This is a genomic window from Streptomyces sp. JH34 (assembly GCF_029428875.1).
Lineage (GTDB): Bacteria > Actinomycetota > Actinomycetes > Streptomycetales > Streptomycetaceae > Streptomyces.
In genome coordinates this window covers 6,856,051-6,879,552 of record NZ_JAJSOO010000001.1, presented here as the reverse complement: position 1 = coordinate 6,879,552, position 23,502 = coordinate 6,856,051, and the positions used below count along the sequence as shown (strand labels likewise).

Genomic DNA, 23,502 nt, shown 5'->3' with positions numbered 1-23,502 from the left:
GGGTGGTGCGGGACGGTGTCAGCCCTTCAGGCCGCCGGCGGTGAGACCGCTCATGATGTTGCGCTGGAAGAGCAGGAAGATCAGCAGCGTCGGGACGGACGCGATGGTGAGCGCGGCGATGAGCACGTTCTGCGGCACCCCGTTGGACAGCGAGTAGATGCCGACGTTGAGCGTCTGCTTACCCGGGTCCGGCAGGGTGAGCATGGGCCAGAGGAAGTCCTTCCAGACCCCGACGATCGCGAAGATGGAGACGACGCCGAGGATCGGCCGGGAGATCGGCAGGACGATGGAGCGCAGGGTGCGCAGGGGTGAGGCCCCGTCGATGGCCGCGGCGTCGAGGAGTTCGCCGGGTATGGAGTCGAAGAACCGCTTCAGCAGGAAGATGTTGAAGGCGTTGGTGACCGAGGGCAGCCAGATCGCCCAGGGCGAGTTGAGGAGGTTGCGCTCGAAGACCGGTACGTCGAGGACCGTGAGGTACTGCGGCACGACCAGGACGGTCGCCGGGATCATCAGGGTGGCGAGCATCATGCCGAGGATGGCCTTGCCGAGGACCGGCCGCAGCTTGGACAGCGAGTAGGCGGCTGCCACGTCCAGGACGAGCTGGAAGGCGAGCGCCCCGAACGCGTAGTAGAGCGTGTTGAGGAGCAGTTGGGCCAGGTCCATCACGGTCCACGCCTGGGAGTAGTTCTCCGTGTGGACCGAGGAGGGGAAGACGGTGGGCGGACTCTGTACGACTTCCTGGGTGGTCTTGAGGCCACCGGTGACCATCCAGTACAGCGGGCCCAGGAACACCAGGGTGAAGCCGGCGGCCACCAGGGCGAGGACGGTCCAGTAGACCAGCTTCCCCCGGGGCCGGCCGAGCTGTGCCGGTGAGATCAGGGTCCTCGGGCGGCCCTGGTCTGCGTCCCGGTGGCGTGACCTGCGTCCGCTGCCGGTTCCCCGCCGGGAGACAAGCGTGTTCGATGCCATCGTTCGTTCTCCCGTCCTAGTCTTCGCTGCTGCGGCTGAGGCGTACGTACACCGCGGAGAAGGCCGCGAGTACGACGAGCAGGAGGAGGCCGAGGGCCGCCGCTCCGCCGTAGTTGTTGAAGTTGAAGGCGTACTGGTAGATGAGGTAGACGACGGTCGTGGTGGAGCCCTCCGGTCCCGCGCCGTTGGTGAGCAGGAACGGTTCGGTGAAGACCTGCATCGTCGCGATGATCTGCATGAGCAGCAGCAGCGACAGGATGAGCCGGGTCTGCGGGACGGTGACGTGCCAGATCTTGCGGAACAGCCCGGCGCCGTCGAGTTCGGCGGCCTCGTACAGCTCCCCGGGGATGCCCTGGAGGGCGGCGAGGTAGATCAGCGTGGCCCCTCCCATGTTCATCCAGGTGGAGGCGATGACGACGGAGAGCATGGAGGTACCGGGGTCCTGGAGCCACTGCTGGGCGGGAAGATGGAGGAATTCCAGGATGCGGTTGAAGAGTCCGTAGCCGGGGTCGTAGAAGTACTTGAAGAGCAGGACCGAGGCGACCGGCGGCAGCATGACGGGCAGGTAGACCAGCAGGCGGAGGTATCCCTGCGCGTGCCGGAACTCGTTGAGCACGACGGCGACGACGAACGGGACCGCGAAGCCCAGCAGGAGCGCCAGGACGGTGAACAGCGCGGTGTTGCGCCATGCCTGCCAGAAGGCGGGGTCGTTGAAGACGTAGCTCAGGTTGGACCAGCCGGCCCAGGTCGTCTCGCCGTCCTCGGTCTTCTGGAAGGCCAGGACGAATTCCCTGACCATGGGATACCAGGAGAAGAAGGAGAAGCAGAGGACGGCTCCGATCAGGAACCCGTGCGCCGTGATGTTGCGGCGCAGGGCGCGCACGAACTCCTCGCGGGCGGAGGCGGTCCCGGTGGGCCGTGGGTGGTACGCGGGAGGCGGTGCGCTCGCCTTCCCGGTGGACAGGGTGGGGGCCGACATGGTCTCTCCTCGGTGCCGGTGCGGTCACTCGCAGACGGTGGGGTGCGGGGCCGGGCCCGCCCGGCCCGGCCTCCGCGCGTCCGTCACTGGTTGGCCAGGACCTGGTTGACCTGCTGCTCGGCGGTGTCGAGCAGCGTGTCGATGTCGGCTTCCTCGTTGGTGAGCACGGCGGACATCGCGTTGTCGAGGATCTTGTAGATCTCCTGGGCCTTCGGCGGTTCGGCCTTGCCCTGGACGGGGTTGTCCATGAAGGCCTTGAAGTTCTCGACGGGCATGGTGGCGTTGGCGGCGCGTTCGGCGTCGTCCTTCGCCTTGCTCTCGCCGGTGAAGAAGTTGGGCTGCGGGAGACCGACGGGCAGCTTGTCCGCCTTGGTGCGGGCCCACTCGAACTGCCCCTTGCCGGGGCTCAGGTTCTTGAAGTTCAGCCAGGCGACGGCCGCCTTGATCTTGTCGGGCGAGCTGCCCTTCTTGATCATGTAGTTGTTGCCGCCGAACAGGGTGCCCTGGGCGCCGGGAATCGGACCGAGTCCGAAGTTCTCGTACTCCGCCCCGAGCTGCTGCACCATGTAGGCGATGTCGTCGGGCGCGGCCAGGAACATGCCGAGCTTGTCCGTGGCTATCTGCTTCTGCAGGTCCCCCCACTTCAGCAGCTGGGTCTGTCCCATACTGTCGTCCTTCCAGCGCATGTCGTGCAGCTGCCGGAGGACCTGCCTGCCCTTGTCGTCGTTGAACGCGGCCTTCTTGCCGCTCGCGTCCACGACGTCCCCGCCCAGACCGTACTGCGTGGCGGTGAAGTGCCAGCCGCCGTTGTTCCCGGCGCTGTACTCGCCGAAGCCCGCGACGCCCTTGCCCAGCGCGGCGATCTTCCTGCTCGCCGCGCGGACCTCGTCCCAGCTCGCCGGCGGGCTGTCGGGGTCAAGACCGGCCTGCGTGAACAGCTTCCGGTTGATCATGAGGCCCATGGTGTAGTTGCTGGTCGGCAACGCGTAGAGCTTGCCGTCCTTGCGGGCCACGTCGAGGACCTGGGGCTGGATGTCCTTCAGTGCCGGGACGGAGGTGCCGGTGACGTACGCGGAGATGTCCGCGGCGCCGTCGTTGTCCAGCACCTGCTGGAGGTCGGTGAAGTACGCGTAGAACACGTCCGGCTGCGACTTGCCCTTGAGCATGGCCGTGAACCGCGGCGGCTCCAGACACTGGCCGGGCGTCGACTTCCCGTCGATCCTGACGTTCGGGTACTTCTTGTTGAACGTCCTGACGTCCTCGTTCCACTCGCGCAGTTCCGCCGCCTTCGCAGCCGGCGGCATGCAGTCGATCGTCAGCGTCACCTCGGTCTTCGGATCGAGCGGCGCCGACGGATCGGACGATCCGCTGCCGGAGTCGTCGTTCCCGTCGCCGCTGCTGCTCGTGCCGCAGGAGGCAAGGGCGGTCAGGGCGAGCGCGGTGACGACGGCGGCAGCGGAGGCTCGGCGGGTACGGCGAAACCCAGCACTTCTCATCGGTGGTCCCCTTCGGGCATGAGCACGGAAGACCCCCGGCCGGCTGTCTGCCGGGGCGCGGCACACTCAACCACCGGCGACAAGTGAGCGCAATATCTCGCGCAGTTTTCGTAAATGTTTGACAGCACTCCGCATGTGACGCCGTGTCATTCACAGTCGATGCGACACATCCACGGATCACCTCGACGAGGCCCGTTCGGGACGATGGCGGGCCTCGTCACGGCTCGACTGGGGCGCCGCGCCCCCGTTCCGCGCCACGAGCCGTGAGGGGTTGACGGGCCCTCGCACGCAAGAGACGGACGTCTCGCTGCAAGCGGTTACGCGGAGCGGGGTGCTTCCCGCTCCGTCTCCGGAACCGGGAAGCACCCCGCCGAGTCAGCACGGCTCCCTCACGGATTGATGTCGATCCTGAAGGTCGACGTGGTGTTCCTGACGTCCTGGGCGTTCCCGCCGAACTTCAGCCCGTTGAACGTGACCTCGCCGACGGCAGGACCCTGCCCCGCCTCCGGCATCTCGTTGGCCCAGAGCCCGAAGCCCGACTTGGCGTCGAAGGCGTCACCGCTCTTGCGCGCCCCGGTGATCGAGATGTCGCTGAGCACGGTGTCCTTGATCGGGAACTGGGGCTGTCCGCCGACGTAGTTGGTCTGGAACATGATCCCGCTGTACGTCGGGTCGACGATGTCCACGTGCGAGATCCTGATGCCCTGGAAGACCTTGGAGGCCGAGAACAGCCAGATCCCGGGGAAGGTCTGCGTCCCCCAGAAATGACCGCCGGACCTGATGACCGACACGTTCTCGATCGCCGTCGGGCCGGTCCCGAAACCGTTCATCGGATAGCCGAAGTCCAGGGAGCTGACCGTGATCCCGGCGTACACCAGGGTGTCGGCGACGAGGATGTTGCGGAAGGTGTTGCCGTAACCGCCGTACACGGCCACACCGGCGGCCCTCCAGGTGAGGAGGGAGGTGAGGTTCTCGTAGACGTTGTTCTTCATGTCCGAGCCCCCGGCGTCGATCGCCGAGAACAGGGCGAAGCTGTCGTCGCCCGTGGCCCGTGCCTCGTTGTTGGTCACGTGGTTGTCCGTGGACCCGTTGGTCATGTTGACGCCGTCGGCGAACATGTTCCGGATCCGGGAGTTCTTGATCGTGACGTTGTCGGTGTTGGCGCCCCAGTACAGGCACACCATGTGCTCGTTCCAGATGTTGTCGATCACGATGTCCGAGACGTTCGCGAAGTCGAACACCTTGCCCGGTCCGTCGATACGGGACGTGTAGTTGCCGAAGTACGCGAAGTCCGAGAACGACGACCCCTTCGCACTTGCCTCGGCACGGAACCCGATGTCGGTGTTGTCCTGCGTGGACGGGGCGCGGAACCGGGTGAACCAGGGGCCGGCGCCGACGACCTTCACGGCCTTGCCGTAGACCTGGAACTTGGCGGCCGTGGAATAGTCGCCGGCGGGCAGATAGACGCCCTTGAGCACGCCCGTGGTGTCCATCCGGACCTTGTCCAGGGCGTTCTGGACGTCCTGGTGAGTGAAGCCGGCGGGCACGGTGTAGGTGGCCGGGTCCGGGTTGGCCACCTGGGAGACCTGCTCCAGGCTGACGAAGTCGATCGCGTAGGTGCTGGTGTTGGCCGCGTCCTTCTGCAGACGGATCCTGCTGCCCGCCGGGACGTTCTTGCCCAGCATGACGTTCGCCTCGTCGTAGATGTGCCGGGGCGCTCCGGAGCCCGGGTCGTTGCCCGGACCGGTCTCGTTCCCGTACAGCCAGGCGTACTTCGAGGTGAGGTCGATGGCCTTGAGGAAGGTGCCGTCCACGTAGACGTTCAGCTTCGACTCGATGCCGCCGCCGCCCGCGGAGTCCGGGATGGAGAACCGCGTCACCAGGGTGTTGGTGGGCGCCCTGGTGGTGAACTCCACGTAGTTGCCGGTGCTGTCGAGGGTGACCGCCTTGCGGCCCGATGCCTCGCCCGCGACGTCCCCGACGGTCCGGTTGGGACCGACGACCTTCGCGCCGCCTCCCGCGACGCCGTCCTCGGCCTCGTACATGTCGTACGGCATGTTGGCGCCCCGGCCCACGAAGAGCGACTCGGTGCTGGTGTTGTTCGTGCGCTTCACCGGCAGTTCGTTGGCGTCGTCGGCGAGCACCACCTTCACCGTGTACGAGCCGTTGGCCGCCGCCCAGGTGCCGAGGGAGACGGGTGCCGTCGTGGCACCGGCGGCGATGGCTCCGCCGTGCGCCCCGGTGAGGGTCTTCACCGTGGCGCCCTTGGAGTCGAGCAGGCTCAGGGTGATGCCGTGGCTGCCGCTCGCGGAGGCCAGGGAACCCTGGTTCCTGATGGCGACCGAGAAGGTGACCGTGTCACCGTTCGACGGGGCCGACGGCGAGGTCGAGACCGAGCCCGCCACCAGGTCCGAGCTGGAGACCGGCTTCACGACCAGCGGAGCGCCGGCGGTGAAGGCGTTGTTGCTCTCGTTCTGCTCGATGATCTCGCCCGCCGGGTCGACGACCGCGCCCAGCGTGTAACTGCCCGCGTCGCGTGCGCCGATGGAGGCGGTGACCTGGGCGGAGACGCCGGCGGCGAGAGCACCGACCGATGCGGTGGCGACCTTGGAGCCGCCGAGCTGGAAGTCCAGCTTGCCGGCGGGAGAGGCGACGGCGCCGGAGTTCCGGACGGTGGCGGACAGGGTGATGGCGTCCGACTCGACGGGGGCCGAGGGCGAGGCGCCGACCGCCGTGACCTGGAGGTCGGGGTTCGGGGCCGGGGCGCCCAGCACCTGGAACTCGGCGACCTGGCCCGCGCCGGATCCGGAGTTGGACGTGAACCTCAGCTGGACGTCGGCCACCCGCGCGGTGACCGGGATCGTGACCGTGTTGCCCGTCGCGGGACTGAACGCGTAGTCCATGGCGGCGGCCAGGCTCGTGAACGAGGTGGCGTTCTGTTCCCGTCCGAGCACCTGGATGGTCTGGGTACGCGCACCCCAGCTGCTGTCGGGGTTGAGCTTGACGACGACGCTCTCGGTGTCGGCGTTGGCACCCAGCTCGACGGCCAGGGTGTTGGGGTAACTGCCGCCCGCGCCTTCCCAGTAGGTGGTGAGCGAGTTGTCGTTGGCGTGGGCCGCGACGAACGTGTGGACCACGGAGGAGGCGGTGATCGGCTTGGAGACGGCGAGGTTGGAGGCGCCGCTCGTGGAGCCGTTGCGCGTCACGGTGTTGCTGGCGCCGGATATGTTGCCCGCCGCGTCCCTGGCCCGCACCACGTAGCTGACGGTGGCGGCCGCGGGCTGGGTGTCGGTCCAGGTGGTGACGTCGCCGGCCACGCTCTTGCGGAGCACGTTGTCGGCGAAGACGTCGTAGCCGGTGACGTCCTTGTCGTCGGACGAGGCCGTCCAGGTCAGCTTGATCTGCCCGCCGGCCTGCTCGGTGAAGGCCAGGCCGGACGGCGCGGTGGGCGCCTGCGTGTCACCGGAGTCGCCCTGCCGGGTCACGGTGTTGCTGTTGCCGGACTGGTTGCCCGCGGCGTCCCGGGCCCGGACGTGGTAGGTCACGGTCTGGCTCGCCGGGCGGGTGTCCGTGAACGTGGTGACGTCACCCGCCACGGCGGTCAGCAGCGTGTTGCCGGCGTAGACGTCGTAGCCGGTGACGCCCGTGTCGTCCGACGACGCCTTCCAGGTCAGCTCGATCTGCCCGGTGGACGGTTCGGTGAAGGCCAGGCCGGACGGCGCGGTGGGCGCCTGCGTGTCACCCGTCGCCGGGCCGTAGACCTCCAGCTCGGAGAACTGGGCCGCGGGCTGGACCGAGTTGGCGGTGACCAGCACCCGGACGTAGCGCGTGGTCGTCGCGTCGAGGGCGATTGTCGCCGACTGGCCCCCCGCCGCGCCGAAGGTGTACGCCTTGGACGCGGTGAGGTCGGTGAAGTCCGAGCCGTTGGCGCTGCCCTGGATCTTCAGCGTCTGGGTCCGCTGCTCCCAGCCGTCGGGCAGCCGGAGCACCACGCGGTCGACCCGGACCGAGGAGCCCAGATCCGCCTGGAGCCATTGCGGCAGCGCGTTGTTCCTGCTCTCCCAGTAGCTGGCCTTGTTCCCGTCGTTGCCGTGGGCGGCGACGTAGGTCTCGGTGTAGCTGCTCGCGGTGAGCGTCCTGCCCGCGGCGAGGTTCGCCGACGACTCCCCGGCGGCGCGGACCTCCAGCTCGGAGAGCTGGGCGTTTCGCCAGCCCGTGTTGGCCGTGATGTGCACGCGCACGAAGCGGGTCTGCGCGGCCGGGAAGGAGATCTTCACCTCGTTCGAGGCGCCGGGGCTGAAGGTGTACGCGGCGGAGGTCTTGAGCGTCGCGAAGCTGGTGCCGTCGGCGCTGCCCTGGAGCGAGAGGGTCTGCTGCCTGCTCTCCCAGCCCGCCGGGAGCTTCAGCGTGACCTCGTCGACCCTGGCGGCCGAGCCGAGGTCGGTCTGCACCCACTGCGGCAGTGCGCCGCCCGTCCCCTCCCAGTACGTCGCCTGGTTGCCGTCCGTCACGTTCCGGGCGACGTACTCGTCGCCCGCGCTGCTCGCCGCCGTGGCCCGGCCTGCGGCGATGTCGGGGCCGGCGGCCGCCGCGACGGTGAGCGACGGCCATCCGATCATCAGAAGACTGCTCGTGACCATGACGGAAAGGGCCCGCCATCTCCAGCGTTGGGCTCGCATAGGTCCCCGATCTTCGGCCTCGGAGCGGGATGCGCCGAGAGCTGCGACTCTGTCCGATCGACCCTGTGGCGCCTGTTGTTTCTGCACGCACAGAACAGTGTTTTGCGCTTTGCGGTCAGAGAGTTGCAGAGAAGTTCGAAAGCGTCCACGCTTCGGACAGAAACCGGAACAAGGCCGGACGCGAGGAGGGCGGACGCAACGGACCCCGCGCGAAGGACATTCGAGGCGCTTCGGCAGGGGCAGGGAGACCGTGGAAGGCAGACGTCATGGATGTAAGTCTTTTGCGCACCGTCGCAAGCCGCCGAGAACGCGCTGATCCAGGGCACAGCGAAGAGCGGGGTCCGCAGGACGCGGACCCCGCTCCCGTGGAGCCGGCCGGAGGTCAGAGACCGCCGGTGTGGAGGAGCCGGTCGGGCGATCCGGTGCCCAGGCCCGTCAGGACGTCCGGGGTCGCCTCCGCGGCGAGCGCCTCGGTGACGTCCTGCGGCGACGCGTCGGGGTGCTGCTCCTTGTAGAGGGCGGCGGCGCCCGCGACGTGCGGACTGGCCATGGATGTTCCGCTCAGCGTCGTGGAGCCGCCGCCGAGCTTCGCGGACACGATGTCCACACCGGGGGCGTAGAGCCACACGCAGGTGCCCCAGTTGCTGAACGTCGCCTGACGGTCCCGGTCGTCACTCGCGCCCACCGCGAGCACGCCGTCGGCGCGCGCCGGGGAGACGTCACAGGCGTCCTGGTCCTCGTTGCCCGCCGCGACGACGGGCAGGGTGCCCTCAGCCGCGAGCGCGTCGAACGCGTCGTCGACGGCCGACGAGGCGGGCCCACCGAGGGAGGCGTTGACCACGGCCGGCTGCTCGGCGTTCTGGGCGATCCAGTCGAGGCCCGCGATGATCCCGGCCCACGTGCCCGAACCCTCGCAGTTCAGCACCCGCACCGGCACGAGGGACGCGGCGGGGGCGACACCGTAGGTCGCACCGGCCACGGTCCCGGCCACGTGCGTGCCGTGGCCGTTGCAGTCCTCACCGTCGCGGCCGTCACCGATCGCGTCGTACCCGGCACCCACCCGCCCGCCGAACTCGCTGTGCGCGGACTCGATACCGGTGTCGAGGATGTACGCCGTCACTCCCGCGCCCGCGCCGTCCACGTCGTACGTGCCGTCCAGCGGCAGATTCCGCTGGTCGATGCGGTCCTGCCCCCAGCTCCCGGCCACGGCCCGCTTCCCGCCCGCCGACTTCGCGGCGGGCGGCGAGACGGAGGCCTCACTGTTCTCCTCGACGGCCTGGACCCCCGCCGCGCCGCGCACCTTCTCCAACTGCGCGGACGTGAGCGAGGCAGCGAAGCCGTGCAGGACCTTGCTGTACGTGAAGATCGTGCTGACGCCGAGCTGCTCGGCCATGGCGGCGGGCTTCTGCCCGGGAGCGAGGGTGACGATGTACTGACCGGGCACGGCCCGGGCCGACGTCTGCACCGGGACGAGCGTCTCGGCGGTGTCGGCGGCGGCCGTCGTGGTGCTGACCAGTGGGGCGATCAGCAGCAGAGCGGCCGGTGCCCAGTGGGCGCGCAGGCGCATGCGTTCTCCCTTGGGTGGAGGAGCGGATCGCGGACCCGTCAGGTCCGCGAAGTGCGAACACCTGACCTTTCGTCCACATCTCCCGCGGGCCTGAGCCGCGTCAGCCGGACAGCGCAACGATCGGGACCGGAGCAGGCCCATTCGGCTCAGCGCATGAAAGGTTTCAAGGCCTGGCCGCAGGGGGACGGTAGGCCGGTCTCGCCGAGCGCGTCAACACCGCGCACGGCATTCTTCCAACCATCAAGCCATAAGCAGCGTGACCGCGAAGAAACTATTGACAGGGGCTCGTCAAAACTCTAACTTCACGGAACTGAAACGATTCATCGTCGCACGTCACGGAGCCGCGTTGTGATCAGCAGAAGACGACTGCTCAGCACCACCGCCGCCACCGCCGCGCTCGCCGCGGTGCCCGCCCCCGCCGCAGCCGCTCCCGGCCGGCCGCAGGCTGCGGCCGGCCGGGCCCGCGTCACCGGGCCGACCGTCGAGTACGTACGCCACCCGCTGGGTCTGGACACCCCACGTCCACGACTGAGCTGGCCCCTGGCCTCCGACGGCCCGGGGCTGAGCCAGACCGCCTATCAGGTGCGTGTGGCCACCGCCCCCGACCGCCTCGAGAAGCCCGATGTCTGGGACAGCGGGCGGGTGGAGTCCGCGCAGTCCCTGCTGGTTCCGTACGGCGGGCCCGAACCGGTGTCCCGGACGCGCTACTTCTGGTCGGTGCGGGTCTGGGACCAGGACGGCCGGGCTTCCGCGTGGAGCGAGCCGTCCTGGTGGGAGGCCGGTCTGCTGGACGCCTCGGACTGGTCGGCCGACTGGATCGCGGCGCCCGCAGCGCTGACCGCGACGCCCGCCCTTGACGACGCCTCGTGGATCTGGTTCCCGGAGGGGGATCCCGCCGTCGAGGCACCCGCGGCCACCCGGTGGTTCCGCGGCCGGGTGGACGTTCCGGAGGGCGTCACGCGCGCACGTCTGGTGATGAGCGCCGACGACGGGTTCACCGCCCGGGTGAACGGCGTGACGGTGGCGCACACGGAGGCCGACGGCCCCGCCGAGAACTGGAGGCGCCCCGTCCTCGTGGATGTGACGGCCCACCTCTCCCCCGGCGTCCGGGTGATCGCGGTGTCGGCGGCGAACGCCGTCGTCGGACCCGCCGGGCTCCTCGGGGTCCTGGAACTGACCACGGCCGACGGCGTCGTCACGGCCGTCACCGGCGCCGACTGGCGGACCACCGACGAGGAGCCGTCCGGCGAGTGGCACGCGGACGACTACGACGACACCGCCTGGGCCACCGCCGAGGTCCTCGCTCCCTGGGGCTCGGGTCCGTGGGGCGAGGTGACGGTCGCGTACTCCCCCGCCACCCAGCTGCGCCGGGAGTTCCGGCTGCGCGGCAAGCGCGTCGCACGGGCCAGGCTGTACTCGACCGCCCTCGGCCTCTACGAGGTGTCACTCAACGGCGAGCCGGTCGGCGACGACCGGCTCGCCCCGGGCTGGACGGACTACGACACGCGGGTCCAGTACCGGACGCACGACGTCACCGGTCTGCTCGCTCGGGGCGGCAACGCGCTCGGCATCACGCTGGCTGCCGGGTGGTACGCGGGGAACATCGCGTGGTTCGGACCGCGTCAGTACGGCGAGAGGCCCGCCGCGCTCGCCCAGCTGGAGGTGACCTACACCGACGGCTCGACCCAGCGCGTGGTGTCGGGGACCGACTGGCTCGCCTCGGCGGGGCCGGTCACCGGGGCCGACCTCATGGCGGGCGAGGAGTACGACGCACGGCTGGAGACCGACGGCTGGACACGGGCCGGATTCGACACGTCGGGCTGGCTCGCGGCGGACCGCGTCGACGGCGTCACGGCGCGGCTCGTGGCCGAGGTGGACGGCCCCTGCCGGGTCGAGCGGGAGCTGACGGCGCGTGAGGTGACCCAGCCGGAGCCGGGTGTGTTCGTGTTCGACCTCGGGCAGAACATGGTGGGCACGGCGCGCCTCACGGTGTCCGGACCGGCCGGCACGACCGTGCGGCTGCGGCACGCCGAGGTCCTGAACCCGGACGGCACGATCTACACGGCCAACCTCCGCACCGCGCGCGCCACCGACTCGTACACGCTCAGGGGAGGTGGCCGGGAGATCTGGGAACCGCGCTTCACGTTCCACGGGTTCCGCTACGTCGAGGTGACGGGATACCCCGGCACACCGGGACGCGACGCCGTCGTGGGCCGTGTCATCCACACCTCAGCGCCGTTCACCATGGACTTCGCGACCGATGTGCCCATGCTCGACCGGCTCCACAGCAACATCACGTGGGGTCAGCGCGGCAACTTCCTCTCCGTCCCGACGGACACCCCGGCGCGCGACGAGCGGCTCGGCTGGACCGGTGACATCAACGTCTTCGCGCCGACCGCCGCCTACACGATGGAGTCCGCGCGGTTCCTCACCAAGTGGCTGTACGACCTGCGCGACGCCCAGACCTCCGACGGCGCCTTCACGCACGTCGCCCCGGACCTGCCGGACGTCGGCAGCGGCGCGGCGGGCTGGGGCGACGCCGGGGTCACCGTGCCGTGGGCCCTGTACCAGGCGTACGGCGACGTACGGGTGCTGGAGCAGTCCTGGTCCTCGATGCTCGGCTGGCTCGGCTATCTCGAGGCGCACAGCACCGGGCTGCTGCGTCCGGCCGACGGGTTCGGCGACTGGCTCAACATCGAGGACGAGACGCCCAAGGACGTCATCGGCACGGCCTACTTCGCCCACAGCGCCGACCTGGTGGCCCGGATCGCCGAGGTGCTGGGCAAGGACCCGGCGCCGTACCGGACGCTGTTCGGCCGGGTGCGCGACGCGTTCCGCGCGGCGTACGTGTCGGCCGGCGGCCGGGTGAAGGGCGACACGCAGACCGCGTACGTGCTGGCCCTGTCCATGGACCTGCTGGCGGAAGGGGACCGCGGGCCGGCGGCCGACCGGCTGGTCGCGCTCGTCGAGGCGAAGGACTGGCACCTGTCGACGGGGTTCCTCGGCACCCCGAGGCTGCTGCCCGTGCTCACCGACACCGGGCACACGGATGTCGCCTACCGGCTGCTGCTGCAGCGGACGTTCCCGAGCTGGGGCTATCAGATCGACCGCGGCGCCACCACCATGTGGGAGCGGTGGGACTCGATCCGGCCGGACGGGACCTTCCAGGACGCGGGGATGAACTCCTTCAACCACTACGCGTACGGCTCGGTCGGTACGTGGATGTACGCGAACATCGCGGGCATCGCCCCCGGCGCACCGGGCTTCCGGAAGGTCCTCGTGCGGCCACGGCCGGGCGGCGGGGTGACGCGGGCCGAGGGCCGGTTCGAGTCACGGTACGGTCCGGTGTCCACCCGCTGGCAGAAGGACGCGGACGGTTTCGCGCTGGAGGTCGCGCTGCCCGCGAACACGAGCGGCGAGGTGTGGGTGCCGGGCGGCGGCCGGCGGAGTGCCGGGCGGGGCCCCGCGGTCCACCTGCGGCAGGAGGACGGGTGCGCGGTGTTCGCCGCGGGGCCGGGCACACATCGGTTCACGGCACCCGCCTGACGGTTGCCGCCGGGGTGTTCCGGGGACGGATCCGTCCCCGGAACACCTCGTCCGGTTACGCGGACACGTGTGGGAAGGGCGTGCTGCCCGACGCCAGGCGGAGCACGGCGACCCCGCGGGAGGGAAGGACGAGGCCGCCCCCGGCGGTCGGCTCGGGCCCGGAGAGGACCTCCCCGGCCACCGCGTCGAACGCGACGGGCTCGTCCGTGCGGTTGACGAGGAACCAGTAGGCCTGCGAGCCGTCGGTCCGCACGGTCAGTTCGACGAGCCCCCGCACCTCGGCGGGCAGTTCGCTGGACACTCCGGCCCCGGCCAGCAGCGGTGCCAGTACATCGGGCAGACCGTGGGGGCCCAGCCGGGTGGAGACGTAGGCGGCGGAGCCGCCGCCCTCCGGGGCGCGCCTGGTGACGGCGGGGCGCCCTGCCTGGTCGCCCGTCTCGTACCGTGCGAGGACGGTGACCTCGTCGGGGTCGGTGACGTCGATCCGGTCGGTCCACAGCGTGCCGGCGAGACCGTTGTCGAGGCGTACCTCCACGTCCTCCAGCAGGGGGCCGAACTCCTCGATGCGGATGCCCAGCAGGTCGCGCAGTGCCCCCGGGTAGCCACCGAGGTGGACGTGGTCGTTCTCGTCGACGACACCCGAGTAGTAGGTGGTGACGAGGTGGCCTCCGCCGTGCACATAGGCGTCCAGCCGGGCGGCGAGTTCCCGGGGGACGACGTTCAGGACGGGGGCCGCGACGAAGTCGTAGCCGGTCAGGTCCGCCGTGGTCGTGACGACGTCCACCCGGACGCCGAGGGCCAGGAAGGCCGAGTACCAGTCGAGTGCCTCCTGGCGGTAGCGCACCAGGGAGGACGGCTGGGAGTCACGCTCGACGGCCCACCAGGAATCCCAGTCGTACACCAGTGCCGCGCGGGCCGGTTCCCGGACGGAACCGGTGACCGGGGTGAGCGTCTCCAGCGTGCGGCCGAGGGCCGTCACGGCACGGAACACCTCGCTGTCGGGGCCGGCGTGGGGCACCATCGCGGAGTGGTGCTTCTCGGCGCCGGCGGCGGACTGGCGCCACTGGAAGAAGCAGACCGCGTCGGCACCGTGGGCGACGTGGACGAGGGAGTCGCGGGCCAGTTCGCCCTCGCGCTTGGCGACGTTGACGGGCTGCCAGTTGACCGCGCTCGTCGAGTGCTCCATCAGGAACCACGGCTTGCCGTGGGCGATGGAGTGCGTGAGGGCGGCGGAGAAGGAGAGCTCGTCGAGGCGCTGCGGTCCGGGGTGGGCGTAGTGGTCGTTGGAGACGAAGTCGATCTCCTGCGCCCAGTCCGGGTAGTTCATGCCCTTGGTCTCGCCCATCACCATGAAGTTGGTGGTGGCGGGGATGTCGGGTGTGATGCGGCGCAGGACCTCGCGTTCGGCCCGGAGATAGTCCTTCAGCGCGTCGGAGGAGAAGCGCTTGAAGTCGAGCTGCTGGGTCGGGTTGGCGTGGCTCGCGGCCAGCCGGGGCGGCTGGATCTGTTCCCATTCCCCGTAGTACTGCGACCAGAAGGAGGTCGCCCAGGCGCGGTTGAGCTCGTCCAGGGTGCCGTAGCGGGCGCGCAGCCAGTCACGGAAGGCCTGGGCCGCGTCCTCGGAGTAGTCGTAGATGTTGTGGCAGCCGAGCTCGTTGGAGATGTGCCAGGCGACCACGGCGGGGTGGTCCGCGTAGCGGGTGGCCATGGCCTCGACCAGTGCCAGCGCGTACGTGCGGAAGACGGGTGACGTGGGCCGCCAGTGCTGCCGCGCGCCCTGGGAGAGGGTCTCGCCGGTGCGGGTGACCGGCAGGATCTCGGGGTGCAGGGTGGTGAGCCACGGCGGCGGCGAGGCGGTGGCGGTGGCGAGGTCCACCGCGATGCCGTTGCTGTGGAGCAGGTCGAGAACCTCGTCCAGCCAGTCGAAGTCCCAGCGGTCCTCGGCCGGCTGCAGGCGGGCCCAGGAGAAGATGGCGACGGAGACGACGGTGACGCCGGCCTCGCGCATCAGCCGGACGTCTTCCTTCCACACCTCGCGCGGCCACTGCTCCGGGTTGTAGTCGGCCCCGTAGGCGAAGCTCGCGGGACGGCCGTCGGAGGGCGGGCGCAGCCAGTGGCGCTCGGAGGCGGGGGTCATGATGATCCTTTCGGATACGAGGTGCGAGTACGGCGCGGGGCGGCTGCCCGTCGGACGGACAGCCGCCCCGCGCGGTTCAGGGCCGGGACGTCACTTGTTGACGCTGAAGCCCTGGTCGTTGCCGTAGGTCACGGCGGACTTCTGCCACTGCTTCAGCCCTTCGGCCAGCGTGGTGTCGGAGACGTATGCCTTGCCGACGGAGTCGTTGAAGACGGAGTTCGCGTACACCTGGAAGGGCAGGTAGGACCAGTCCTCGGGGACCTGGCTGGCGGAGCGGGCGAAGATCTCGTTCGCCTTCTGGCCGCCGAAGTACGGGAAGGGGGTGTTCAGGAACGACTTGGAGGACAGGTCCGCCGTGGTCGCGGGGAAGGCACCGCCCGCGATGCGGGCCTGGACGCCGTCCGAGTGGTTCGCGTACTCGTTGAACGCGTACGCGAGGTCCTTGTTCTTGCCCGCCTTCATCAGGGCGAGGGAGCTGCCGCCGTTCTCGGAGCTGACCTCACCGCCCTTCTCGTACTGCGGGAGCGTGGCCGCGCGCCAGTCGCCCGAGGCCGACTCGACACCGGAGACGAAGTTGGCGGGCATCCAGGCGCCGGTGGAGAGCGTGGCGATCGTGCCGTCCGCCAGGCCCTTGTACCACTCGTCGCTCCAGCTCTCGATGGGCGCGAGGAGGTCCTCGTCGAGGAGCTTCTGCCAGACCTTGGTGAAGGCGGTGACGCCCTTGTCGGCGGTCAGGTCGACCGTCACCTCGGTGTCACGGGTCTTGAAGGGGGTGCCACCGGCCTGCCAGATCATGCTGGTGGTGAACCCGGCGTCACCGGTGTCGTTGGTGATGTAGGCCTTCGGGTCGGCCGCGTGGAGGGCGCGGGCCGCCTCGAGGTACTCGTCCCACGTGGTGGGCGTGGCGATCTGGTGCTTGTCCAGCACCTTCTTGTTGTAGAACAGCGCCATCGGGCCCGAGTCCATGGGCAGGGCGTACACGGCGTCGTCGACGGTGACCGAGTTCCACGGGCCCGGCGAGTAGTCGTCCTTGAACTCATCGGCGCCGTAGCGGCTGAGGTCCTCGAGGGACTTGCCGAGGGCGAACTGGCCCAGGGCGTAGTACTCGACCTGCGCGACGTCCGGCACACCGGATCCGGCCTGCACGGCGTTCTGCAGGGCGGTGTACTGGTCGTTGCCGGTCCCGGCGTTGACCAGCTTCACCTTGACCTTGGGGTACTCCTTCTCGAAGTCGCTGACCACCTGCTTCAGCGTCGGCTCCCACGCCCACACCGTGATGGAACCGCCCTTCTTGAGGGCCGCCCGGAGATCAGTTCCCCTCACGGTCTTTCCCGCTGCGGCGTCTTCGTCGGAGGACCCGCACGCGGTGAGACTCAGCGCGGCCGCGCACAGGAGGCCGACGCCACGCATCGCGCGTCTGGTCATGGTTCTCATAATTGCTCTACTCCGTTGTGGTGTGGGTGGTGCACGAACCCTGGAACGTCCGCACGGGGGTGCGAAGTTGGAGAGGGGTGGTACGCCGCGCCGGTCGAGGACCGGGGGGAACCGGTTCCGGAGCGCGGAGATCGGGTGGCCGGTGGAGCCGTGGTGCGGGTCACCCCTTGACGCTGCCCGCCGCCAGTCCGGACTGCCAGTAGCGCTGGAGCAGCAGGAAGGCGACGATCAGCGGCACGATCGTCAGCAGGGAACCCGTGATGACCAGGTTGAAGACCGGCTGGCCGCCCGCGGTGGAGGCCTGCTGGTTCCAGGCGTTCAGGCCCAGGGTCAGCGGGTACCAGTCCGGGTTCTTGATCATGATCAGGGGCAGGAAGTAGTTGTTCCAGGTCTGCACCATGGTGAACAGCAGCACGGTCACGATGCCCGGCGTCAGCAGCGGGAGTGCGACCTGGAAGAACGTCCGCAGCTCGCCGGAACCGTCCACCCGGGCGGCTTCCAGGAGTTCGGTGGGGATGGCCTCGGCGGCGAACACCCACATGAGGTAGAGCCCGAACGGCGAGATCAGGGACGGGATGATGACGGCCCACGGCGTGTTGGTGAGGCCCATCTTGCTGAACATGAGGAAGGTGGGGACGGCCAGCGCGGTCGCGGGCACGGCCACCGCTCCGATGACGGTGGCGAAGACGGCCCGCTTGCCCGCGAAGTCGAACTTGGCCAGGCCGTAACCGCCGAGGACCGCCAGGAACGTCGCGCCGCCGGCGCCCACGACCACGTACAGCAGGGTGTTGAGGAACCAGCGGACGAAGATGCCGTCGTCGTAGGTCAGCGTCTGCGAGATGTTGTCCCAGAGGGCGAAGTCCCCGCTGAACCAGAGGCCGAAGGAGTCGAAAAGGCCCTTCTGCGTCTTGGTGGCGTTGATGACGAGCCAGGCCAGCGGCAGGAGCGCGTAGATCGCGGTCAGGCCCATGAGGAGTGTGAGCACCGTGCTGCGGCGCGGCCGGGTCACCGAGTGCTGCCTGCGTGCGGCGCGCCGGGGTGCCGGGGCGCGGTGGGTGGTTCGCCGTGGCGTCTGTCCGGCGGTGAAGGAAGGGGCGCTCATCGCTCACGCCTCCTTTCGCATGCCGCGCAGCTGGACCGCGTAGGCGATGATCATCGTGACGACTCCCATGACGAGGGAGACCGTGGCCGCGTAGTTCTGCTGCCGTCCGGAGAAGGACAGCGTGAAGGTGTAGAGGTTGGGCGTGAAGTAGGTCGTGATCGCGTTGGGCGCCAGGCTCTGCAGGATGCTGGGCTCGTTGAACAGCTGGAAGCTGCCGATCACCGAGAAGATCGTCGCGATCACCAGGGCGCCGCGGATCGCGGGGATCTTGACCGCGGTGATGACCCGCCACTCGCCGGCGCCGTCGATCTCCGCGGCCTCGTAGAGGGACTTGGGCACGACGCGCAGCGCGGAGTAGAAGATCAGCATGTTGTAGCCGATGAACTCCCAGGTGACGATGTTGCCGATGCTGGCCAGCACGAGGGAGGGCGACAGCGGGTCGGGCAGGGACACCCCGAGGGCGTCGTTGATGTTCCCCACGAGCCCGAAGCGCGTGCCGTAGATGAAGCCCCACATCAGTGTGGCGACGACGGCGGGCACGGCGTACGGCAGGAAGACGGCGATCCGGAAGAAGCTCTTCCCGTAGAGCCGTCCGCTGTCGAGGGCCAGGGCTATGAGCAGGGCGAGCCCGAGCATGACGGGCACCTGCACCACGAGGAAGAGGAGCACCCGGCCGACGGCAGCCCAGAACTGCTCGTCCTCGAAGGCACGCTGGAAGTTGTCCAGGCCGACGAACGACGTCCCGCCCACCAACTGGTCGCGGAAGAAGCTCAGATACAGCGAGTAGGCGATCGGCGCGAGGAAAACCAGGGCGAAGACGGCCATGAAGGGACCTACGAAGACCCATCCCATCCGCCCGCGCCGACTGCGGGAGCCTCCCGCCGGTGGGCGGCGTCCGGTCGTGATCGGCGTAACGGCCGTCATGGGTACTCCTGTTGTTCCGGCGTTGAGCATGGCCCCGGCCGGATGGAGACACCGGACATCGTGGAGGCGCTGTGCTTGAGAGGGCCGATGTTTACGTAAACATTCATCGGTGAGAGGATGTTCACACGGTCTCCTCCCAACGGTCAAGGCCGGATTGTCAATCACTCGGACGAGTTTCGCCGATTTGTCCTCCATCAGCCCTGCCGTCTGATAGAGCACATCGTGACCTCAGGGCCCGCGTGTCGGCGCCGTCTGTCCGGCAGTGGTAGAAATGCCGGTGACCCGAGCCCCCGGTCCCGCGCGGTACGAGTCCGGACGTGAAGCAGCGACAGGGAGTCTCCCTGCCGGGTCATCCCCAGGAACGCACGCGGTGCGAGGACGACCCGCGGCCGGACGAGCACTCCCCACATGGTGAAAGGCTCACACGACGACGGAGGCGGACGAGTGCAGGAACAGGGGCGAGCCATGGACAGACCTCCGCGCAAGGAGGCGTCCATGGCCGATGTCGCGCGTCTCGCCGGAGTCTCCTCACAGACGGTGTCCCGGGTGTCCAACGGGCACCCCATGGTGTCCGAGGACACCCGCGAACGTGTCCTCGCCGCCATGAAGGAGCTCAACTACCGGCCCAACAGTGCCGCGCGCGCCCTCAAGAGCGGGAAGTTCCGCACACTGGGCGTGATCCTGTTCACGCTGGCCACGACGGGCAACGTACGGACACTGGAGGCCATTTCCTCCTCCGCGGCGGACGAGGGCTACGCCATCACCCTGCTCCCCGTGGCCACGCCCACCAGCACGGGCGTCAGGGGAGCCGTCACCATGCTCGGCGAGCAGATGGTGGACGGCATCATCGTCATCATGGAAGTCCGTTTGCTGGACGCCGCCATCTCGCTTCCGCCGCACACCCATCTCGTGGTGGCCGACTCCGACGCGGGCGACCGTTACAGCGTGGTGGACACCGACCAGTCCGGGGGCGCCGAGGCGGCGGTGCAGCATCTGCTCGACCTCGGTCACCGCACCGTGGTGCATGTCGCCGGCCCACCCGAGTCGTTCGCCGCGCAGCGCCGTGCCCATGCGTGGCGTCACACCTTGCGGCGGGCGGGCCGCCCGGTCCCTCCGCCGGTGGACGGCGACTGGTCGGCGGCATCGGGATACACGGCGGGCCTCGCACTGGCGGCGGACCCCGCGTGCACCGCGATCTTCGCGGCGAACGACCAGATGGCGCTGGGCGTCCTGCGCGCCCTGCACGAGAAGGGCAGACGGGTGCCCGAGGACGTCAGTGTGGTGGGGTTCGACGACATCGCCGATTCCGCCTCGTTCCTTCCACCACTGACCACCGTCCACCAGGACTTCGCGGAGATCGGTCGGCTGTGCGTGGACGGGGTGCTGCGGCAGATCCGGGAGGAGACGACGGAACGGGGTACCACCCTGGTCCCGACGCGGCTGGTCGTCCGGGGCAGCACGGCTCCTCCGCCGTCCTCCTGACCGAGGGTCCGTGCCCGCACCGCGAGGGGCGTCCTGTGCCCCAGCACGCCGGGGCCGCCCGGCTCGCCCGGATGACGCGGAAGCCGGAGGCGGGAGAGCGGATCGGCTGACCCGGTCGACCGGTCCGTCGGGGTGAGCGGGGTTCACCGCACCGACGGGCGCGGGTGGGTGGCCCAGTATTCGGCGGCGGTGATGCCGAGCAGCACGACGTCGTGGTGGGTGCCGGCGAAGAACTCGTGCTGGCGGAGCCGCCCCTCCTCGACGAAGCCCAGCCGGCGGTAGAGGGCCAGGGAGGCGTCGTTGAAGGCGTAGACCTCCACCTCGCACTTGTGGTGGCGCTGCTCGGCGAACATGTAGGTGAGGACGAGTTCGGTCGCCTCGGCGGCATATCCCCTGCGGCGGTGGGCGCGTGCGACCTCGATACCCGTCCTGAAGCGCCCGGCGCGGCTGTCCGTCTCCCCGACCGTGACGGACCCGGCGAACGCGCCGTCCGCCAGCACCTCGATCACCAGGCGGAACACCTCGCCCCCCGGCGGCCGCCGGGCCCGCTCGGCGGTCCAGGAACGGAAGCCTTCGGCGGAGCGCGGAGGTTCGACCATGTCGGCGTTGCGTACGTCGTGGGTGGTCCGGGCCAGGTCCCGGAAGCCCTCCCAGTCCTCGGGCTCGACGCCTCGCAGGCGCACCCTCTCACCGGTCCACATGTCGCCCATGGCGCGCACCACTTCCGTCTCGGTTGCAGGCGGCCCGCGCCGTGCACGTCGAGCTCGACACAGTAGCCGTGGGGCACACTCGGACGCTGAGCGATTTCCGGGGCGGGCGCCCGACGGGCTCGGCTCACGGGGAGCGGTCCAGTCGCACGGCGGCCGGTTCGACGTCCGGTCGCACGGCAGGCGGCAGGAGTCCGCCGCGGAGGTCAGCTGGCCGTGATTCCGCCGAGGATGAGGTCGATCCCGGCGAGGAACTCCTCACGGTCGTCGTGCTCGCGCAGTTGTCCGGCGACGTCCCGGGTGAACGCGTACCGGCCGGGGTCGAGCTCCTCCCACGCGGCAGCCGTGGCGTCGAGGAACTCGGTCCGGTTCGCGCCCGGCCTGGCCTTCCGGGTGTTGGCGGCGTTCTGGCCGGCGACTCCGAGGATGTAGTTCAGCAGCGTGGACGCCGCGGTGAACAGCGTGGCTTCGGGGACTCCGAGCGCCTGGACCTGGCGGCCGATGCGTTCGAAGATCCGCAGTTTCGGCGACGGTGACGGCGACGGCGTGCGAGCGAGGTCGGCGCCGACCCACGGATGAGCGTCGAACGCGTCGAACACGCCGAGCGCGAGTGCGCGGATCGCGTCCTGCGGCGTCGCGTCGGCGTCGTCGGCGGAGATGGCGGTGGTGACGACGGCGTCGGTGGCGGCGGCGAGGAGCTCGGCCTTGCCCGTGACGTGCCAGTAGATCGCGCCCGGGCCGGTCGAGAGACGTTCGGCCAGCGCGCGGAACGTGAGCCCGCCCTCGTCCACCGTGTCGAGGATCTCCACGGCGGCGGCGACGATCCGCTCCCGCGAGAGCGGTTCCTGCCGTCGCTCCGAACGGCGCGTCCTGGTTGCCATGCCCCCCACCCTAGACGTCCTGGAACATCGTTCCAGCTTGACAGTGAGTGGAACGGCGTTCCATCCTCGAATCACTGGAACACCGTTCCAGCTCTGCTCCGCGTGCTCACCCGGCGGTCCGCCGCGAGGAAGGAAGCACCATGACCACTCCGGTCACGATCATCGGCGGGGGGCTCGGCGGGCTGACGCTCGCCCGCGTCCTGCACGTCCACGGCATCCCCGCGACGGTCTACGAAGGGGAGGCGTCGCCCGCGGCGCGCACCCAGGGCGGCCTGCTCGACATCCACGAGGACAACGGGCAGCTCGCACTCAGGGCGGCCGGCCTGTTCGAGGAGTTCCTCGGCATCGTCCAGCAGGGCGCCCAGGCGTCACGCGTGCTCGACAGGAACGGCACCGTCCTGCTGGACGAGCCCGACGACGGTACGGGCGGCCGCCCCGAGGTCGACCGCGGCGCCCTCCGGCGGATTCTCCTCGACTCGCTGCCCGCCGACACGGTCAGGTGGGGGCGCAAGGCCACTGCGGCCAGGGCCCTCGGGGACGGCCTGCACGAGGTGACGTTCGCCGACGGGGCCACCGTGACGACGGGCCTGCTGGTCGGCGCGGACGGGGCGTGGTCGCGGATCCGCCCGCTGCTCTCCGACGCCGAACCGGAGTACACCGGCACATCCTTGATCGAGACCCGGCTGTACGACTGCGACACCCGCCACCCGTCGGGCGCCCGGGCCGTCGGCGGCGGTTCGCTGTTCGCGCTCGCCCCCGGGAAGGGGATCTGCGCCCACCGCGAACAAGGCGGCGTCCTCCACACCTATGTGACGATCAACAAGCCCCGGGAGTGGATGGACACCATCGACTTCACCGACGCGGTCGGGGCCAGGGCGCGTGTCGCCGCCGAGTTCCACGACTGGGCTCCGGAGCTCACCTCCCTCATCACCGACGGCGAGACCGCCCCGGTCCCGCGCACCATCAACACCCTGCCGCTCGACCACCACTGGAGCCGGGTGCCCGGTGTGACGCTGCTCGGCGACGCCGCCCACCTGATGTATCCGGCCGGCGAGGGAGCCAATCTCGCCATGTACGACGGCGCCGGACTCGCCACCGCGCTCGCCGCGCACCCGGATGACACCGAGGCCGCGCTCGCCACGTACGAGGAGGCCATGTTCACCCGCAGCGCCGCATCCGCCGCCCTGGCCTCACGGATCCAGGAGCTGTGCTTCGACGCCGACGCCCCGCACAGCCTCGTCGGCTTCTTCACCGGCCACGCCGCCCGTACCGGGTGATCCACGGCGCCGTCGCGGATCACCGGCCCAGGCAGCGGATCATCCCCGCGCCGTAGCCGAGCTCGCAGTCGACGCGCACCCTCTCGCCGCCCCGCAGCTCCCACAGTCACTCCACCGTCGCCTCCAGCCGCACCCGACCGATTCCATGGGCGAGCGGCTTCTCCCGGCGTGCGCAGACTCTTTACGGAGCTGTCATGCCCAGGTAATTTCCACCATGCAAGAGATTGCAGCAAGGTTCTGACAGGAATTTCTGCCAGGGCGCACTGCTCGCCCGAACCCCGAGGCGCGTCCGGGTTCTCCGGCGGGATCCTCACGGCCGCTC

14 protein-coding genes are annotated in these 23,502 nt (G+C 69.7%); 3 read left to right on the top strand and 11 right to left on the bottom strand.

Features of this window, described 5'->3' with window-relative positions:
• Positions 1-18 precede the first annotated feature (18 nt).
• The 5 genes from LWJ43_RS30865 to LWJ43_RS30845 all read right to left on the bottom strand — a co-directional run bounded on the left by LWJ43_RS30865 (position 19) and on the right by LWJ43_RS30845 (position 9,690).
• Positions 19-969 (bottom strand): carbohydrate ABC transporter permease, encoded by a 951-nt coding sequence (locus LWJ43_RS30865; protein WP_277335462.1) that lies wholly within the window; start codon positions 967-969, stop codon positions 19-21.
• A gap of 16 nt (positions 970-985) precedes the next feature.
• Positions 986-1,948, bottom strand: coding sequence for a carbohydrate ABC transporter permease (locus LWJ43_RS30860; protein ID WP_277335461.1), 963 nt, complete (start codon positions 1,946-1,948; stop codon positions 986-988).
• Positions 1,949-2,031: 83 nt separating this feature from the next.
• Complete coding sequence (locus tag LWJ43_RS30855) at positions 2,032-3,444, bottom strand: extracellular solute-binding protein (protein WP_277335460.1); 1,413 nt, start codon at positions 3,442-3,444, stop codon at positions 2,032-2,034.
• A gap of 389 nt (positions 3,445-3,833) precedes the next feature.
• Positions 3,834-8,123: a discoidin domain-containing protein gene (locus LWJ43_RS30850; RefSeq protein ID WP_277335459.1), complete on the bottom strand. Its 4,290-nt coding sequence runs from the start codon at positions 8,121-8,123 to the stop codon at positions 3,834-3,836.
• Between the two features lie 382 nt (positions 8,124-8,505).
• Positions 8,506-9,690 carry a S8 family peptidase gene (locus tag LWJ43_RS30845; protein WP_277335458.1) on the bottom strand — a complete coding sequence of 395 codons (1,185 nt, stop codon included), beginning with the start codon at positions 9,688-9,690 and terminating at the stop codon, positions 8,506-8,508.
• Between the two features lie 348 nt (positions 9,691-10,038).
• Here LWJ43_RS30845 and LWJ43_RS30840 point away from each other — a divergent pair, with 348 nt between their 5' ends.
• Positions 10,039-13,236 carry an alpha-L-rhamnosidase gene (locus tag LWJ43_RS30840; RefSeq protein ID WP_277335457.1) on the top strand — a complete coding sequence of 1,066 codons (3,198 nt, stop codon included), beginning with the start codon at positions 10,039-10,041 and terminating at the stop codon, positions 13,234-13,236.
• 55 nt (positions 13,237-13,291) lie between these two features.
• Here LWJ43_RS30840 and LWJ43_RS30835 read toward each other — a convergent pair whose 3' ends face one another.
• The 4 genes from LWJ43_RS30835 to LWJ43_RS30820 form a co-directional block, all read right to left on the bottom strand.
• On the bottom strand, positions 13,292-15,373 hold the full coding sequence (locus tag LWJ43_RS30835) for a beta-galactosidase (RefSeq protein ID WP_277335456.1): 2,082 nt from the start codon (positions 15,371-15,373) through the stop codon (positions 13,292-13,294).
• Between the two features lie 90 nt (positions 15,374-15,463).
• Complete coding sequence (locus LWJ43_RS30830) at positions 15,464-16,807, bottom strand: ABC transporter substrate-binding protein (RefSeq protein WP_277335455.1); 1,344 nt, start codon at positions 16,805-16,807, stop codon at positions 15,464-15,466.
• A gap of 160 nt (positions 16,808-16,967) precedes the next feature.
• The gene (locus tag LWJ43_RS30825; RefSeq protein ID WP_277335454.1) at positions 16,968-17,909 is read right to left on the bottom strand and encodes a carbohydrate ABC transporter permease; all 942 of its coding nucleotides are present in this window, start codon (positions 17,907-17,909) and stop codon (positions 16,968-16,970) included.
• A gap of 3 nt (positions 17,910-17,912) precedes the next feature.
• On the bottom strand, positions 17,913-18,833 hold the full coding sequence (locus LWJ43_RS30820; RefSeq protein ID WP_277335453.1) for a carbohydrate ABC transporter permease: 921 nt from the start codon (positions 18,831-18,833) through the stop codon (positions 17,913-17,915).
• A 495-nt stretch (positions 18,834-19,328) separates the two neighbouring features.
• Between LWJ43_RS30820 and LWJ43_RS30815 the strand changes: the two genes are divergently transcribed.
• Entirely contained in the window at positions 19,329-20,315 is a 987-nt protein-coding gene (locus LWJ43_RS30815; protein WP_277335452.1) for a LacI family DNA-binding transcriptional regulator, read from the top strand.
• Positions 20,316-20,458: 143 nt separating this feature from the next.
• Here LWJ43_RS30815 and LWJ43_RS30810 read toward each other — a convergent pair whose 3' ends face one another.
• Positions 20,459-21,025 (bottom strand): GNAT family N-acetyltransferase, encoded by a 567-nt coding sequence (locus LWJ43_RS30810; RefSeq protein ID WP_277335451.1) that lies wholly within the window; start codon positions 21,023-21,025, stop codon positions 20,459-20,461.
• A 203-nt stretch (positions 21,026-21,228) separates the two neighbouring features.
• Positions 21,229-21,903: a TetR/AcrR family transcriptional regulator gene (locus LWJ43_RS30805; protein WP_277335450.1), complete on the bottom strand. Its 675-nt coding sequence runs from the start codon at positions 21,901-21,903 to the stop codon at positions 21,229-21,231.
• Between the two features lie 140 nt (positions 21,904-22,043).
• On the opposite strand from LWJ43_RS30805, the gene LWJ43_RS30800 reads away from it, so the two are divergent.
• Positions 22,044-23,180 carry an FAD-dependent oxidoreductase gene (locus LWJ43_RS30800; RefSeq protein WP_277335449.1) on the top strand — a complete coding sequence of 379 codons (1,137 nt, stop codon included), beginning with the start codon at positions 22,044-22,046 and terminating at the stop codon, positions 23,178-23,180.
• Positions 23,181-23,502 lie beyond the last annotated feature (322 nt).